At 64.4% G+C, this 14,895-nt stretch carries 13 protein-coding genes; 7 read left to right on the top strand and 6 right to left on the bottom strand.

Going from position 1 to position 14,895, the window contains the following annotated elements:
* Positions 1–23: 23 nt before the first annotated feature.
* From CA2_RS15115 to CA2_RS15100, 4 genes are all read right to left on the bottom strand, one after another.
* Complete coding sequence (locus CA2_RS15115) at positions 24–1,019, bottom strand: site-specific integrase (RefSeq protein ID WP_052369962.1); 996 nt, start codon at positions 1,017–1,019, stop codon at positions 24–26.
* Positions 1,007–2,107 carry a sensor domain-containing diguanylate cyclase gene (locus CA2_RS15110; protein ID WP_245620976.1) on the bottom strand — a complete coding sequence of 367 codons (1,101 nt, stop codon included), beginning with the start codon at positions 2,105–2,107 and terminating at the stop codon, positions 1,007–1,009. Before CA2_RS15110 ends, CA2_RS15115 begins: the two co-directional genes overlap by 13 nt.
* Positions 2,056–3,030 carry an MHYT domain-containing protein gene (locus CA2_RS15105; RefSeq protein WP_042419180.1) on the bottom strand — a complete coding sequence of 325 codons (975 nt, stop codon included), beginning with the start codon at positions 3,028–3,030 and terminating at the stop codon, positions 2,056–2,058. Before CA2_RS15105 ends, CA2_RS15110 begins: the two co-directional genes overlap by 52 nt.
* Positions 3,031–3,264: 234 nt before the next feature.
* The gene (locus CA2_RS15100; RefSeq protein ID WP_042419176.1) at positions 3,265–3,927 is read right to left on the bottom strand and encodes a GntR family transcriptional regulator; all 663 of its coding nucleotides are present in this window, start codon (positions 3,925–3,927) and stop codon (positions 3,265–3,267) included.
* Positions 3,928–4,049: 122 nt separating this feature from the next.
* Here CA2_RS15100 and scpA point away from each other — a divergent pair, with 122 nt between their 5' ends.
* From scpA to CA2_RS15065, 7 genes are all read left to right on the top strand, one after another.
* Positions 4,050–6,242: a methylmalonyl-CoA mutase gene (gene scpA, locus CA2_RS15095; RefSeq protein ID WP_042419172.1), complete on the top strand. Its 2,193-nt coding sequence runs from the start codon at positions 4,050–4,052 to the stop codon at positions 6,240–6,242.
* A 39-nt stretch (positions 6,243–6,281) separates the two neighbouring features.
* Positions 6,282–7,292 carry a methylmalonyl Co-A mutase-associated GTPase MeaB gene (gene meaB / locus CA2_RS15090; protein WP_174435623.1) on the top strand — a complete coding sequence of 337 codons (1,011 nt, stop codon included), beginning with the start codon at positions 6,282–6,284 and terminating at the stop codon, positions 7,290–7,292.
* A gap of 85 nt (positions 7,293–7,377) precedes the next feature.
* Positions 7,378–8,919 (top strand): acyl-CoA carboxylase subunit beta, encoded by a 1,542-nt coding sequence (locus CA2_RS15085; protein ID WP_042419169.1) that lies wholly within the window; start codon positions 7,378–7,380, stop codon positions 8,917–8,919.
* A 32-nt stretch (positions 8,920–8,951) separates the two neighbouring features.
* Entirely contained in the window at positions 8,952–11,000 is a 2,049-nt protein-coding gene (locus tag CA2_RS15080) for an acetyl-CoA carboxylase biotin carboxylase subunit (RefSeq protein ID WP_042419166.1), read from the top strand.
* A 164-nt stretch (positions 11,001–11,164) separates the two neighbouring features.
* Positions 11,165–11,977, top strand: coding sequence for a YdcF family protein (locus CA2_RS15075; RefSeq protein ID WP_042419164.1), 813 nt, complete (start codon positions 11,165–11,167; stop codon positions 11,975–11,977).
* 74 nt (positions 11,978–12,051) lie between these two features.
* The gene (locus tag CA2_RS15070; RefSeq protein WP_042419160.1) at positions 12,052–12,516 is read left to right on the top strand and encodes a VOC family protein; all 465 of its coding nucleotides are present in this window, start codon (positions 12,052–12,054) and stop codon (positions 12,514–12,516) included.
* A 163-nt stretch (positions 12,517–12,679) separates the two neighbouring features.
* Entirely contained in the window at positions 12,680–12,973 is a 294-nt protein-coding gene (locus tag CA2_RS15065) for a YciI family protein (protein WP_042419157.1), read from the top strand.
* A 200-nt stretch (positions 12,974–13,173) separates the two neighbouring features.
* On the opposite strand, the gene CA2_RS15060 is transcribed toward CA2_RS15065, so the two are convergent.
* Positions 13,174–13,791 (bottom strand): flavin reductase family protein, encoded by a 618-nt coding sequence (locus tag CA2_RS15060; RefSeq protein ID WP_042419154.1) that lies wholly within the window; start codon positions 13,789–13,791, stop codon positions 13,174–13,176.
* A 526-nt stretch (positions 13,792–14,317) separates the two neighbouring features.
* A partial coding sequence (locus tag CA2_RS15055; protein WP_042419152.1) for a TerC family protein occupies positions 14,318–14,895 on the bottom strand: 578 nt, incomplete at its 5' end.

Here is a 14,895-nt window from a genome sequence, read left to right as displayed (position 1 = left end):
TTTTTATGGGCCAAGTGGCGGCACTAGGCCGCGGCAGTGGTGTCGTCGCCGAAGTAGGCGCGCAAATGCTGCAGGGCATTCGGGTGCTTCATGCCGGCGCGCTGCAGGACCTCGTCCACGCTGCAGCCCGCATCCAGCCACTGCACCAGCACGGTGTTGCGCAGCACCTGTGGGCCCATGCGTGCGGGCTCGGGCAGGTCGTGGCGCTGGGCGGCCTGCTGCAAGGTCTTGGTCACCAGGTGCAGCAAGGTGTGGTTGGACAGCTGTGGCGCCTTGCGCGTGCAAAACAGGGCGCTTTGTCCCTGCATGGCGTGGTAGCCGGCGCGCGCCTGCAGCCAGGCGCTGAGTGCGCTGTGCAAATGGGCCGACACCGGCAGGCTGCGCGATTGGCGGTCGCGCTGCCCCACCACATCGATGGCCTCGATCACGCGCGGCGTGCCGTCGCTCCAGCGCAGGTGGCCAATTTCCAGCAGGCGCACTTCCTCGGGCGTCAGGCCCAGCTCCATCAACAGCACCAGCACGGCACGGTCGCGGCTGCTGACCAGGTCGTCCGGGGCGGGCAGCTGGCGCTGCAGCGCGCGCCACATGCGCGGCGACAGGATGGCGCCCTTGGGGTCTTCGCTGGGCGGCATGTCCTGGGCGGTGATGCCCTGGGCCGGATTGCTGCGGATCCAGCCTTGCAGCAGGGCATGGTCGTACACGCGGTCCAGCACGCGCCAGTAGCGGCGGCGCGTGATGTCGCTGGGCTGGGCCTGCTTGGGGCTTTGCGGGCTGTGGTTGATGAAGTCCAGCACCTGCACGGCGCTGGCGTGGGCCCAGGCCTGCTCGTCCCCCGCCGCGTGGCCGGCCAGAAAGCGCAGCCACGATTGCCAGATGAAGCTGTAGGGCTTGGCCGCCTCGGGGCTGAGGGGCGACCAGGGGTTCTGGCCGCAGTGCAGCAGCCAGTGGTCAAACACGTGCTCGCCGCGCAAGGGCGGCAGTGCAGGGGCCGGTGGGGGCGGGGCAATCAGGTCGGGCATTCAGGGCAAGCAAACAGGCGGCGGGCCGCGGGGGGGGGCGTCCGGCAACCCGGGCGACTCAGGGATTTTCCTTGATCTGCGCCGCATTGGCGGGCGTGGGCGGTGGGCTGGCGGGCAGCGGCTGCAGGTCGGCACCGGCGCGCTCCACCAGCTCGGCCACGGTGCCCACCGGCACCAGGGTGCAGCTGCAGCGACTGGATGCCGTAGGGCTGGCACAGCTGCTGTGTCTCCACCAGGGTCTGGGCCATGCGCTGGGTCATGTGCAGCCAGGCGGCGGGGTCCTGGATGCCCGGCAGGGCCAGCGCCAGCTGGTGGTCCTGCCAGCGCGCCAGCTTGTCGGGGCTGCGCAGCTGCTGGTGCAGCCATTGCGCCAGCCAGGCCATGGCTGCGTCGTGGTTGGCTGTTGTGGGCTGGGTGGCGGGGCGGGCCTGCGGGGACAGATGGACAATGGCCACCCCCAGAAAGGTCGATTTACGCTGGCTGTGCTGCAGCTGGCTGCCCAGGCGCGCCATGAACAACTGCGGGTTGGGCAGGCCGGTGGCCGCGTCGTGCAGGGCATCGTGCGGCAGCTGCGCCTCCAGGCCGGGGCGCTCGGTCACGTCGCTGGCCACGGCAATGAAATGGTGGGGGCGCTGCAGTTCGTTGAGCACCGGCGAGATCGACAGCCGCAGCACCCAGGCGCTGCTGTCGCGGCGCGTGAGCGTGATCTCGTCCTGCCAGTAATGCGCGGTGGCCACGGTTTTCCAGAGTTTGCCTGTGTCGGGCGGCAGGTCGGCATCCTCGTAGAGCGCCTCCAGTGGCTTGCCGATGCAGCTGTCACGGGTTTGCTCCATCAGGCGCAGAAAGGCGGGATTGGCCTCGGAGATGTTGTGGTTGGCGTCCACGATCGCTACCCCTTCGCGCACGTGCTGGAACACGCTGGCGGCAATGCGCAGCTGTGCATCGGTGCGCTTGCGCTCGGAGATGTCCTGCAGATAGCCGACAAAAATGGTGCCCGATGGGGTCTGGGCCTTGCCGATGGTCAGCTCGATGGGAATCAGGCGCCCGTCCTTGCGCAGGCCCAGCACCTCGCGGCTGTGGGCGCCGATGGGTTTGTCGGGCTGGTTGATGTGCTTTTGTACATGGGCATCGTGCTGCTCCGCCAGGGGGAGGGCATCAGCATGGACACATTGCGGCCCAGCACCTCGTCCCGGCTGTAGCCAAAGATCTGCTGCGCCGCGGGGTTGATGTCCTGCACCAGTCCCTGGGCGTTGATAGTGATCACCCCATGGCTGGCGGTGTTGATCATGGCCGCCAGCAGCGCGTCGCGGACGGTCACTGCCTGCCACAGGTCGCGGTAGCGCAGGATGGTGCAGGCCAGTCCCAGCACCACCACCACCACCAGCAAGCTCACCAAGGCCACGATCAGGGCCAGGGTCTCGGGCATCAGCTGGGGCTTTGCGGCGGGATGCACGGCCGCATGCTCCAGGCGCAGCGACAGCATGGACAGGTAATGCATGCTGGCCATGGCCGCCGTCAACAGGGCTGCGGGGGCGCAGCACCAGGGCCCGCGCGTGGGCGGTGCCTGGGTGCGCAGGCGGCGGTACAGCGCAAACGCAGCCACGGAAAACACCAGCCCGGTCAGCAGCGACAGCAGAAACAGGGGGCCGCCGAACTGCAGGTGCCCGGGCTGGTCCATGGTGGCAATCCCCAGGCCCACCAGGCAGCCGCTGGCGACCAGCCGGGTGTTCGTGGGGCGGGGGCCTTGCAGCGACCACATGGCCAGCCACGCCGCCCCCAGTCCCGGCATGATGGACAGGGCGGTCCACTGCAGGTTGTAGCTGACGGGCGGGTGCAATTTCATAGCCAGCATGCCGATGAAGTGCATGGCCCAGATGCCCAGACCCAGCACCAGGCTGGCGCACAGCAGGGGCAGGTGTCGGTGGCGGGGACTGCTGGCCTGCCGATTGGTCTGGGCGATGTAGAAGGTGGCACAACTGCTGGTGAATGCCACCGCCAGCGACAAGGCCATCAGACTGGCGTCGTGGCTGGCCGACTACCCGTCGGCAGCCAGGGAGGAAGCGTCAAAGATCAGGAGATCCAGCATGGTGAGAGGCCTCGGGCGCCATGGTCAAGGCCGATGACGGGCTCTTGAATCTACATTACATGCAGCGTCTGCCAATCCCACAAATAGATCGCTCACAACCCAGTCTGGAAACAACAGGGCAATTTCTGCGGGCTGGTATGGTTTTTCCAGGGAAATCGGTCATGCGGCCGGCAGGGGTTGGTTTTTGGCTGCAGCCAGCCCATTCGCAAAGTGCGTGTGCATGGCCTGCCGTGCCGCAGCGGGGTTGCGCTGGGCCAGGGCCTGCACGATGGCGGCATGTTCTTGCAGGCTGTCCTCGATGCGCCCCCGCTTGAAGAGGGATTGGTGGCGGTTGAGCTTCATCACCTTGCGCAGGTCGGCCACCACCTGCGACAGGAAGCGGTTGTCGCACAAGGCCAGCAGTTGCATGTGGAAGGCTTCGTTCACGCGGAAGAACTGGTCGGCATCGGCGACCGCCGCTTCCAGTTCCTGGTGCAGCCGCTGCAGTTGCTCAAGCTGCGCAGCCGTGGCCTGTTCGGCCACGGTGGCCGCGGCATCGCTTTCCAGCAGGGACAGCAGGTGATAGACATCGCGCAGGTCTTTCTCCGACACTTCCGTCACATAGGCGCCCCGCCGCACCTTCATGGTGACCAGGCCTTCGGCGGCCAGCACCTTCAGTGCCTCGCGCAGAGGAGTGCGGCTGATGCCGAAGGCCTCGGCCATCTTCATCTCGTCGATCCAGCTGCCGGGCTCCAGCTCGCGGCTGTAGATGCGCTGCCGAATCAATTCGGCCACCTCGACGTACAGCGGTTTGGGCGTGAGCAGGGTGGTGGTGTCAGTCATGGATGTATTAGGGCTAACCCCATAAGTTTCGTCATGGTTATGAATCAATAATTATGAATCACGAAAAGTTCCGGAGAACTGGCGTTTTCCAGAACATGACCATCACGGAGATTGTTTTACCCATGGGCATCGATGCAAAGCAAGGCCAAGCGGCGGCCACAGGAACTCCCGAGGAATTTCCCACCGCCAGCCTGACGGACTGGGAGAAGGCGGCCAGCAAGGCGGCCCCCCAGGGGGATCTGCGCAACCTGAACTGGGTCACGCCGGACGGTATCGAGGTCAAGCCCCTGTACACCGCGGCCGACACGGCCGATCTGCCCTATGCCAACACCTTGCCGGGTTTTGCCCCCTACATCCGTGGCCCCCAGGCCACCATGTACGCCGGCCGCCCCTGGACCATCCGCCAGTACGCCGGGTTCTCCACCGCCGAGGAATCGAATGCCTTCTACCGCAAGGCGCTGGCGGCCGGTGGCCAGGGCGTGTCCGTGGCGTTCGACCTGGCCACGCACCGTGGCTATGACTCCGACCATCCCCGTGTGACGGGCGACGTGGGCAAGGCCGGCGTCGCCATCGACTCGGTCGAGGACATGAAGGTGCTGTTCGACCAGATCCCGCTGGACAAGGTCTCGGTCTCCATGACCATGAACGGCGCCGTGCTGCCCGTGCTGGCCGGCTACGTGGTGGCGGCGGAAGAGCAGGGCGTGAGCCAGGACAAGCTGTCCGGAACCATTCAGAACGACATTCTGAAAGAGTTCATGGTGCGCAACACCTACATCTATCCGCCCCAGCCGTCGATGAAGATCATCGGCGACATCATCGAGTACACGGCCAAGCACATGCCGAAGTTCAACTCGATCTCCATCTCGGGCTACCACATGCAGGAAGCCGGGGCCAACCAGGCACTGGAGCTGGCCTTCACCCTGGCCGATGGCAAGGAATATGTGAAGACCGCGATCGCCAAGGGCATGGACGTGGACGAATTCGCCGGCCGCCTGTCCTTCTTCTGGGCCATCGGCATGAATTTCTACCTGGAAGTCGCCAAGATGCGCGCAGCGCGCCTGCTGTGGTGCCGCATCATGCAGGGCTTCAACGCCAAGAACCCCAAGAGCCTGATGCTGCGCACGCACTGCCAGACCTCGGGCTGGTCGCTGACCGAGCAGGACCCCTACAACAACGTGGTGCGCACCACCATCGAAGCCATGGCGGCCGTGTTCGGCGGCACCCAGTCGCTGCACACCAATGCGCTGGACGAAGCCATCGCGCTGCCCACCGAGTTCTCGGCGCGCATCGCCCGCAACACGCAGCTGATCATCCAGGAAGAGACCCACATCACCAACGTGATCGACCCCTGGGCCGGCTCCTACATGATGGAAAAGCTGACCCAGGACATGGCCGACAAGGCCTGGGCCATCATCGAAGAGGTCGACGCCATGGGCGGCATGACCCAGGCGGTGGACAGCGGCTGGGCCAAGCTCAAGATCGAAGCCGCGGCCGCCGAGAAGCAGGCCCGCATCGACTCCGGCAAGGAAGTCATCGTGGGCGTCAACAAGTACAAGCTGGCCAAGGAAGACCCCATCGAAATCCTGGACGTGGACAACGTCAAGGTGCGCGACAGCCAGATTGCCCGCCTCAAGGATTTGAAGCAAAAACGCGATGCAGCCAAGGTGCAGCAAGCGTTGGATGCTCTCACAACTGCAGCGCAGACCGGCGAGGGCAACCTGCTGGATCTGGCCATCCAGGCCGTGCGCCTGCGCGCCACGGTGGGCGAGGTCTCCGACGCCCTGGAAAAAATCTTCGGCCGCCACCGCGCCGATACGCAAAAGGTGACCGGTGTGTACGCTGCCGCTTACGACTCGGCCGAAGGCTGGGAAAAGCTCAAGTCCGAAATCGACAACGCCGCCGAGCAGTTGGGCCGCCGCCCCCGCGTGATGATCGCCAAGCTGGGCCAGGATGGCCATGACCGCGGTGCCAAGGTGGTGGCCACGGCCTTTGCCGACCTGGGCTACGACGTGGACATGGGCCCGCTGTTCCAGACGCCCGAGGAATGTGCCCGCCAGGCCATCGAGAACGACGTGCACGCCGTGGGCGTCTCTACGCTGGCCGCCGGTCACAAGACCCTGGTGCCCGCCATCATCCAGGCGCTCAAGGAGCAGGGCGCGGACGACATCATCGTCTTCGTGGGCGGGGTAGTGCCGGCCCAGGACTACGACTTCCTCTACAACGCGGGCGTCAAGGGCGTGTACGGTCCCGGCACCCCGATTCCGGCCAGCGCCAAGCATGTGCTGGAACAGATCAAGAAGGCGAATGCGCTGTAACCATCCCTGGTCCGTTCGACGAAAAAGAGGACAGCGCGCGTGACGCCTGAGCAAATTCAACACGGCATCCTGCAGGGCAACCCTGCGGTGCAGCGCCGGGCCATGGCCAAGGCCATCACCTTGCTGGAATCGACCCGCCCCGACCACCGGGTGCAGGCCGATGCCTTGCTGACCGGCTTGCTGCCGCACACCGGCCAGGCCTTGCGCTTGGGCATCAGCGGTGTGCCGGGGGTGGGTAAATCCACCTTCATTGAGGCCCTGGGCCTGTTCCTGACACGCCAGGGGCACCGGGTCGCGGTGCTGGCCATCGACCCATCGTCCACCGTGTCCGGCGGCTCCATCCTGGGCGACAAGACCCGCATGGAGCAGCTGTCCGTGGACCCGAACGCCTACATCCGGCCCAGCCCGTCCAGCGGTACCCTGGGCGGCGTGGCCGAGAAAACCCGCGAAGCCATGCTGGTCTGCGAGGCCGCGGGCTACGACGTGGTGATCGTCGAGACCGTGGGCGTGGGGCAGAGCGAGATCGCCGTGCATGGCATGACCGACATGTACTGCGTGCTGCAACTGCCCAACGCTGGCGATGACCTGCAGGCCATCAAGAAGGGCGTGATGGAGCGCGCCGACCTGGTGGTGATCAACAAGGCCGACATCGACCCGCACGCCGCCACCCGCGCCCAGGCGCAGATCACGTCCAGCCTGCGCCTGCTGGGCATGCACGGCCACCCTGAACACGCGGCCCACAACGAGGAGCTGTGGCAGCCCCGGGTGCTGCAACTCAGCGCGCTGAAGGCCGAAGGGGTGGAGCAGTTCTGGCAGTCCGTGCAGGATTTCCGCCAGCTGCAGACCGCCAACGGCCGGCTGGCGCGCCGGCGCGAGCAGCAATCCCTGGCATGGATGTGGGAGCGCATCGACGCCGGGCTCAAACAAGCCTTCCAGCAGCACCCCAAGGTCCAGGCCTTGCTGCCACAGGTGGTGGGCGAGGTGTCCAGCGGCCGCCTGGCCGCCAGCACCGCCGCGCGCCAGTTGCTGGCGGCGCAGGCAGGTCCATGAGAGCATGCGCTGCGGCCCGAGATTCTTGAATCCACATTACATGTAATTGAAATACCGTCCCAACAAGGAACCGAGGAAGACAAGCATGGAACAAGCTGACAACATCCTCCAGCAACTGGAGAAGAAACGTGAACTCGCCCGTCTGGGAGGCGGCCAAAAGCGCATCGATGCCCAGCACAAGAAGGGCAAGCTCACCGCACGTGAGCGCATCGAGCTGCTGCTGGACGACGGCACCTTCGAAGAATGGGACATGTTCGTCGAGCACCGCTGCACCGACTTCGGCATGGAGAACACCAAGATCCCCGGCGACGGCGTCGTGACAGGCTACGGCATGATCAACGGCCGTCTGGTGTTCGTGTTCAGCCAGGATTTCACCGTGTTCGGCGGTGCGCTGTCCGAAACCCATGCCGAGAAGATTTGCAAGGTCATGGACCAGGCGATGAAGGTCGGCGCCCCCGTGATCGGCCTGAACGACTCGGGCGGTGCGCGCATCCAAGAGGGCGTGGCCTCGCTGGGCGGTTATGCCGACGTGTTCCAGAAGAACGTGCTGGCCAGCGGCGTGGTGCCGCAGATCTCCATGATCATGGGCCCCTGCGCCGGTGGCGCCGTGTACTCGCCGGCCATGACCGACTTCATCTTCATGGTCAAGGACAGCAGCTACATGTTCGTGACCGGCCCCGAGGTGGTCAAGACCGTGACGCACGAGGAGGTCACGGCCGAGGAACTGGGTGGTGCCGTCACCCACACCAGCAAGAGCGGCGTGGCCGACATGGCCTTCGACAACGACGTCGAGGCGCTGATGATGCTGCGCCGCCTGTACAACTACCTGCCCTTGAACAACAAGGAAAAGGCGCCCATCCGCAGCACCACCGACCCCGTGGGTCGCGCCGACAAGTCGCTGGACAGCCTGGTGCCCGAGAACCCCAACAAGCCCTACGACATGAAGGAGCTGATCCTCAAGACCGTGGACGATGGCGACTTCTTCGAGCTGCAACCCGACTACGCCAAGAACATCCTCATCGGTTTTGCGCGCATGGCCGGGCAGACCGTGGGCATCGTGGCCAACCAGCCCCTGGTGCTGGCCGGCTGCCTGGACATCAAGTCGTCCATCAAGGCGGCGCGCTTCGTGCGCTTTTGCGACGCCTTCAACATCCCCGTCATCACCTTTGTCGACGTGCCCGGCTTCATGCCCGGCACCAGCCAGGAGTACGGCGGCATCATCAAGCACGGCGCCAAGCTGCTGTACGCGTATGCCGAAGCCACGGTGCCCAAGATCACCGTCATCACGCGCAAGGCCTACGGCGGCGCGTACGACGTGATGGCCTCCAAGCACTTGCGCGGTGACGTCAACCTGGCCTGGCCCAACGCCGAGATCGCCGTGATGGGCGCCAAGGGCGCAGTGGAAATCATCTTCCGCGAGGACAAGAACGATCCCGCCAAGCTGGCCGCCCGCGAGGCCGAATACAAGGCCCGTTTTGCGAATCCTTTTGTGGCCGGTGCCCGTGGCTTTATTGACGATGTGATCCAGCCGCACGAGACGCGCAAGCGCATCTGCCGCTCGCTGGAGATGCTCAAGAACAAGGAGCTGGAGAACCCCTGGCGCAAGCACGGAAACATCCCTTTGTGAGCACAACAAGAACAACCAGGAGATCGCACACCATGTTTACCAAAATCCTGATCGCCAACCGCGGCGAAATTGCCTGCCGCGTCATCGCCACCGCCCAGAAGATGGGCATTGCCACCGTCGCCGTCTATTCCGACGCTGACAAGGAGGCGCGCCACGTCAAGCTGGCCGATGAGGCCGTGCACATCGGTGCCGCGCCCAGCCGCGAGTCCTACCTGGTGGCCGACCGCATCATCGCCGCCGCCAAGCAGACCGGTGCCCAGGCCATCCACCCCGGCTACGGCTTTCTGAGCGAGAACGAGGCCTTCGCCAAGCGCTGCGAGGACGAGGGCATCGCCTTCATCGGCCCCAAGGCGCACTCGATTGCCGCCATGGGCGACAAGATCGCCTCCAAGAAGCTGGCCAACGAGGCCCAGGTCAACACCATCCCCGGGTACAACGACCCCATCGCCGGCCCCGAGCAGGCGGTGGAGATCGCCAAGGGCATCGGCTACCCCGTGATGATCAAGGCCTCGGCCGGCGGCGGCGGCAAGGGCCTGCGCGTGGCCTTCAACGACAAGGAAGCCTTCGAAGGCTTTGCGTCGTGCCAGAACGAAGCGCGCAACAGCTTTGGCGATGACCGCATCTTCATCGAGAAGTTTGTCGAACAGCCACGCCACATCGAAATCCAGATCCTGGGTGACAGCCACGGCAACGTCATCTACCTGAACGAGCGCGAATGCTCCATCCAGCGCCGCCACCAGAAGGTGATCGAGGAGGCGCCCAGCCCCTTCATCAGCGACGCCACACGCAAGGCCATGGGCGAGCAGGCCGTGGCCCTGGCCAAGGCCGTGCAGTACCAGTCGGCCGGCACGGTGGAGTTCGTGGTCGGCAAGAACCAGGACTTCTATTTCCTGGAGATGAACACCCGCCTGCAGGTGGAGCACCCCGTGACCGAGTGCATCACCGGCCTGGACCTGGTGGAGCAGATGATCCGCGTGGCCGCCGGCGAGGCGCTGACGATCCGCCAGGAAGACGTCAAGCGCGACGGCTGGGCCATGGAGTGCCGCATCAACGCCGAAGACCCGTTCCGCAACTTCCTGCCTTCCACCGGCCGCTTGGTGCGCTTCAACCCGCCCGAGCAGAGCATGTGGCAGGGCGACACCGCGCACCTGCACGGCGTGCGCGTGGACACCGGGGTGTACGAGGGCGGCGAGATCCCGATGTTCTACGACTCGATGATCGCCAAGCTCATCGTGCACGGCAAGGACCGCGCCGAGGCGATCGCCAAGATGCGCGAAGCCCTGAACGGCTTTGTCATCCGTGGCATCAGCTCCAACATCCCGTTCCAGGCGGCGCTGCTGGCCCACCCCAAATTCCAGAGCGGCGACTTCAACACCGGCTTTATCGCCGAGCACTATGCGCACGGCTTCAACAGCAGCGACGTGCCGCACAGCGACCCGGACTTCCTGGTGGCCCTGGCCGCCCACATGAACCGCCGCTACCGCGCGCGCGCCTCCACCATCAGCGGCCAGATGCGTGGCCACGAGGTGGTGGTCTCGGCGGACTACACCGTGGTCGTGCTGGGCGCCGAAGGGCAGAACCAGCACCACCCCGTGACCGTGAGCGACTTCGAGTACGATAGCCGCAAGAGCACGGTCACGCTGAACGGCAAGCGCTATGAGTTCCAGAGCTTCAGCGCCATGCGCGAGCTGCGCCTGCAAGGCAGTTGCAACGGCCAGCCCTTCACCGTGCAAGTGGAGCGCGGCACGCCCAAGAACCCGCTGGCCCTGCGCATCACGCACAACGGCACGCAGATCGACGCCATGGTGCTGTCGCCCCGCGGCGCCCAGTTGCACCAGCTGATGCCCTACAAGGCGCCGCCCGATCTGTCCAAGTTCCTGCTCTCGCCCATGCCCGGCCTGCTGGTGGATGTGGCCGTGCAGGTCGGCCAGAAGGTGCAGGCCGGCGAAAAGCTGGCCGTGATCGAGGCCATGAAGATGGAAAACATCCTGTTCGCCACGCAGGATGGGGTGGTCAGCAAGGTCAGCGCCGGCAAGGGCGATTCCCTGGCCGTGGACGACGTGATCCTCGAATTCGAGTGATGCGCGGGTATGGGCCCCGGTGCGCGGCGCCGACATGGCGGCTTGCGCCTGTGCACCAGGGCTGACAGGCAGGGCCCGCATGGCTTAGGCTGTGCGGGTTTTTCCTTCTCTGACCATTTATGCCAAATTCCCCCTCAACGCTGATCCAGCCTGCGCAGACAGCTATGGCTTTGCAAGCACAACGTTCTTCCTCCCGCGGCGCGCAAGTGGCCCGCGGGCTGCTGGCCGTCGTGGGGGCGGTGCTGCTGCTGGATGCGCTGGTGCTGATCGCCCTGGGCCACTTCAACGTTGGCGTGCAGGTGCCGGCCGTGCTGGGCGCCAGCGCGCTGGTGCTGGCCTGGCAGTGGCCGGCGGTGCAGGTCTGGCGCCAGGCCCGGCCCTGGCGCCACCGCATGTGGCGCGCCGCCTGGGTGCTGCTGGCCCTGTGGGTGCTGAGCGTGCTGTGGTTCTGGAGCCGTTTGTTCAGCCTGGGGCTGGAACCACCGCAGGTGCCCGCCGTGCAGGCCATCGTGGTGCTGGGCAGCGGCACCCTGGACGGGCAGCCGCGCCCGATGCTGGCCCAGCGGCTGGACACCGCGGCCGAGCTGGCCCGGCTGCAGCCCGGGGCGCTGATCGCCGTGTGCGGCGGCGTGGACTGGGGCGAGACCGAATCCGAGGCCGAGGTCATGGCGCGCTACCTGCAGCAGCGCCACGGCATTGCGCCCGAGCGCCTGGTGCTGGAAAAGCTCAGCACCAGCACGGAGCTGAACCTGCAGCTCAGCCGCCCGCTGCTGGCCGCGCGCGGCGTGGCGGCGGATGCGCCCACGGCCCTGGTCAGCAGCGACTTTCACCTGATGCGCGCGCTGCGCATTGCCCAGCGCCAGGGGCTGAGCCAGATGTACCCCGTGGCCGCCCCCACGCCGCTGGCCACGCGTTTCAACGCCTGGCTGCGCGAGTATTTCGCCATGGCCAGCAGCTGGGTGCTGCGCGAAGTCTGAGGATTTCAACCATCAAAACAACGTCCAGCGCTTGCTGTGCCTGCGCTGACAGCTATTCAATAAGGAGTCACACCATGGACCAACGTCCCTTCAAAGTCCTGGGCATCCAGCAGGTCGCCATCGGCGGCACCGACAAGCAGCGCATGAAGCGCTTGTGGGTGGACATGCTGGGCCTGGAGCAGACCGGCACCTTCCAGAGCGAGCGCGAGAACGTGGACGAGGACATCCTGGCCATGGGCCAAGGCGCCATGAAGGTGGAAGTGGACATCATGCAGCCCATGGACATCGAGAAAAAGCCCGCTGTCCACGCCACGCCGCTGAACCACATCGGCCTGTGGATCGACGACCTGCCCAAGGCCGTGGAATGGCTGACCGCCCACGGCGTGCGCTTTGCTCCGGGCGGGATCCGCAAAGGCGCGGCCGGTTATGACATCACCTTCTTGCACCCCAAGAGCAACGACGAATTCCCGATTGCCGGGGAGGGCGTGCTGATCGAGCTGGTGCAGGCCCCGGCCGAAGTGATCGCCGCGCTGGGCTGAGGCCCCGCGCAACGCCGAACCCGCTGGCGGTGGGCCTCCAAGGCGGCACCCCCGTCGCCTTCCGTCGCAGTCGCCCTGTGGGGGCAGGGCCGCCTGAAGCCTGCGCGCCATCGGGGGTGTGCATGCCGCCGTGCGGCCCCACTGAATTTCAAGAAAGCCCGACATGCGCTGGATTGCCATCTTCACCGACACCCCCGCCATGCTGGCCGTAAGGGCCCAGCAGGGCCAGGCCCACCTGGATTTTCTGGCGCGGCACAAGGCCGAGATCGTGCTGGCGGGTGGCTGCCGCAGCGATGCCGGCGGCGACTACGTCGGCGGCCTGTGGGTGCTGGAAGTGCCCGACCGTGCCCGGGCTGTGGCGCTGATCGAGCAAGACCCGTACTACCTCAGCGGCGCACGCCAGTATGTGCTGCGCACCTGGGGCAAGGCGTTCGAGGAAGATCGGGTGGTGCTGTAGCCGCGCATGGGCGTCGCAGCGGCCTGTGGTGGTGCTCTGGCGAATAAGTTTGGCCCGCTGCAGTCTTCAGCACTTCCGTTGCTGATGGCCGCCTGTCGCAGCGATGTCTTGGACCCGCGTGATCGGCCGTAGTGCCGCTACCTGAGCGACCGGCATTGGGATTTAGCTGGCTTGCAAGGGCAGGCGAATGCCAGCTGCTATCAGGGACGATACATGCGGAACTTCTGCGCATCGCCGATGGCGAAATAGTCTGCGGGGCCCCCCGCGCGCAGGATCGCCCCGGAATTGGCCGTGTCGAACACCCCATCCTTGAGCAGCCGACGATCGATGTAGACCTTGACCACTTCCCCAAGCACAAGCCAGGACGGAATCGGCTCATGGCTGGCGGTCCGCAACTGGTGGATGTCCGTCAAACGGCATTCGAAGGTCACCGGGCTTCGTGCAACTCTGGGTACCTGTATCAACTCCGAATCCACGGCCTCTAGCCCTGCCAGTTCGAATTCATCCACCTCCGGAGGGACGGCAGCACAGGTCTGGTTCATGGCCTCGGCCAACTCACGTGTGGCCAGATTCCAAGCGAACTCTCCGGTCTCCTGGATGTTGCGCACCGTGTCTTTCCATCCGATGCTGGAGAAGCCGATGATGGGAGGGACGTAGTTGAAGGCGTTAAAGAAGCTGTAGGGTGCCAGATTGACCTGCCCGCTTGCGCTCCTGCTCGAAATCCATCCGATTGGTCGCGGCCCGACGATGGCGTTGAAGGGGTCATGCGGCAGTCCGTGCCCTTTGCGGGGCTCATAGGTGTGCGAGTCAGTTTTCATCGATGGTTGTTGCAGCGTCTGGCCTGTCGGGAGAAACACCCAGTGGCATGCGTGGGCGAGGCTGCCAGTCTAAAGGGGCGACCTGGAGATCGGGTTGCTGGGGGCTCCACCTAGCCTGTGTGAACCGGCCAGCTTTTCCCAGAAAACGTCCAACTTCGGGGAGTGACGGGAGGGACATCTCTCAACTCTATGTGCAAGCCATGCCTGTGACCCAGGCGGTATTGGGCGCCATGGCCGTTATGGCTGCTCCTGCAGATGAGGCGCAGCCATAGCGGCTGCAACGCCTCGTGAGCGTGCTCTTCGGTCTTAAGCTTTTTGGGCCTTCGATCCCCCACGTCGCAGCAGCTTGACAACGTGGTACCTGCTATAAGGCCCCCTGCCATGCATCACCAGTGTCAGCGGGCGATCGCCATCGACACCACCGCTATGTGTACTCACGCCTCCAGGAAGTGAGACATTGACCACGCTGTGGCCGGATTCCAAAAATTCAATGGGGCTTAAAGCCCCATTGAATTGATTAGATTAATTAGTTGCTACTGTTTTTATTCCTAGTTTTAAATAGTGAGAAAACAATACCTGCAGCCAAAAGACCACCTGTGACTGCCAAGCTGATAGAGGCCGGCACCTTCCCATCAAACATAAAGTCTCCCAAGAATATTTTGGCGCCAATAAATATCAGAACCAAAGCCAACGCATACTTGAGGTAGTGGAATCTGTGCACCATAGCAGCCAAAGCAAAGTACAGTGCTCTCAAGCCTAGGATTGCAAAGATATTGCTGGTATAAACAATGAATGGATCAGGTGTGATCGCAAAGATAGCGGGTACAGAGTCAATCGCAAACACCAAATCAGCGATTTCAACCAGTATCAAGCACAACAGCAAGGGGGTTGCAAATAGGACGGTTTTTCCAGTATTTTGGTTAACTTGTCGCACAGTAAACGCTTGGCCGTGCAATGTCTCTGTCACCCGCATGTGGGATTTTAAAAAACGGAGCACGGGGTTGTTGGCAATATCTGGTTGATGATCCACCATAATGAGCATTTTTATACCTGTTGCCAGCAAAATAACTGCAAACAAGTACATCACCCAGGAAAACTCCATCA

It is taken from the genome of Comamonas aquatica NBRC 14918 (assembly GCF_000739875.1).
Lineage (GTDB): Bacteria > Pseudomonadota > Gammaproteobacteria > Burkholderiales > Burkholderiaceae_C > Comamonas > Comamonas aquatica.
Note: the sequence above shows the minus strand (reverse complement) of the source record. Positions and strands in the feature narration are given on the sequence as shown.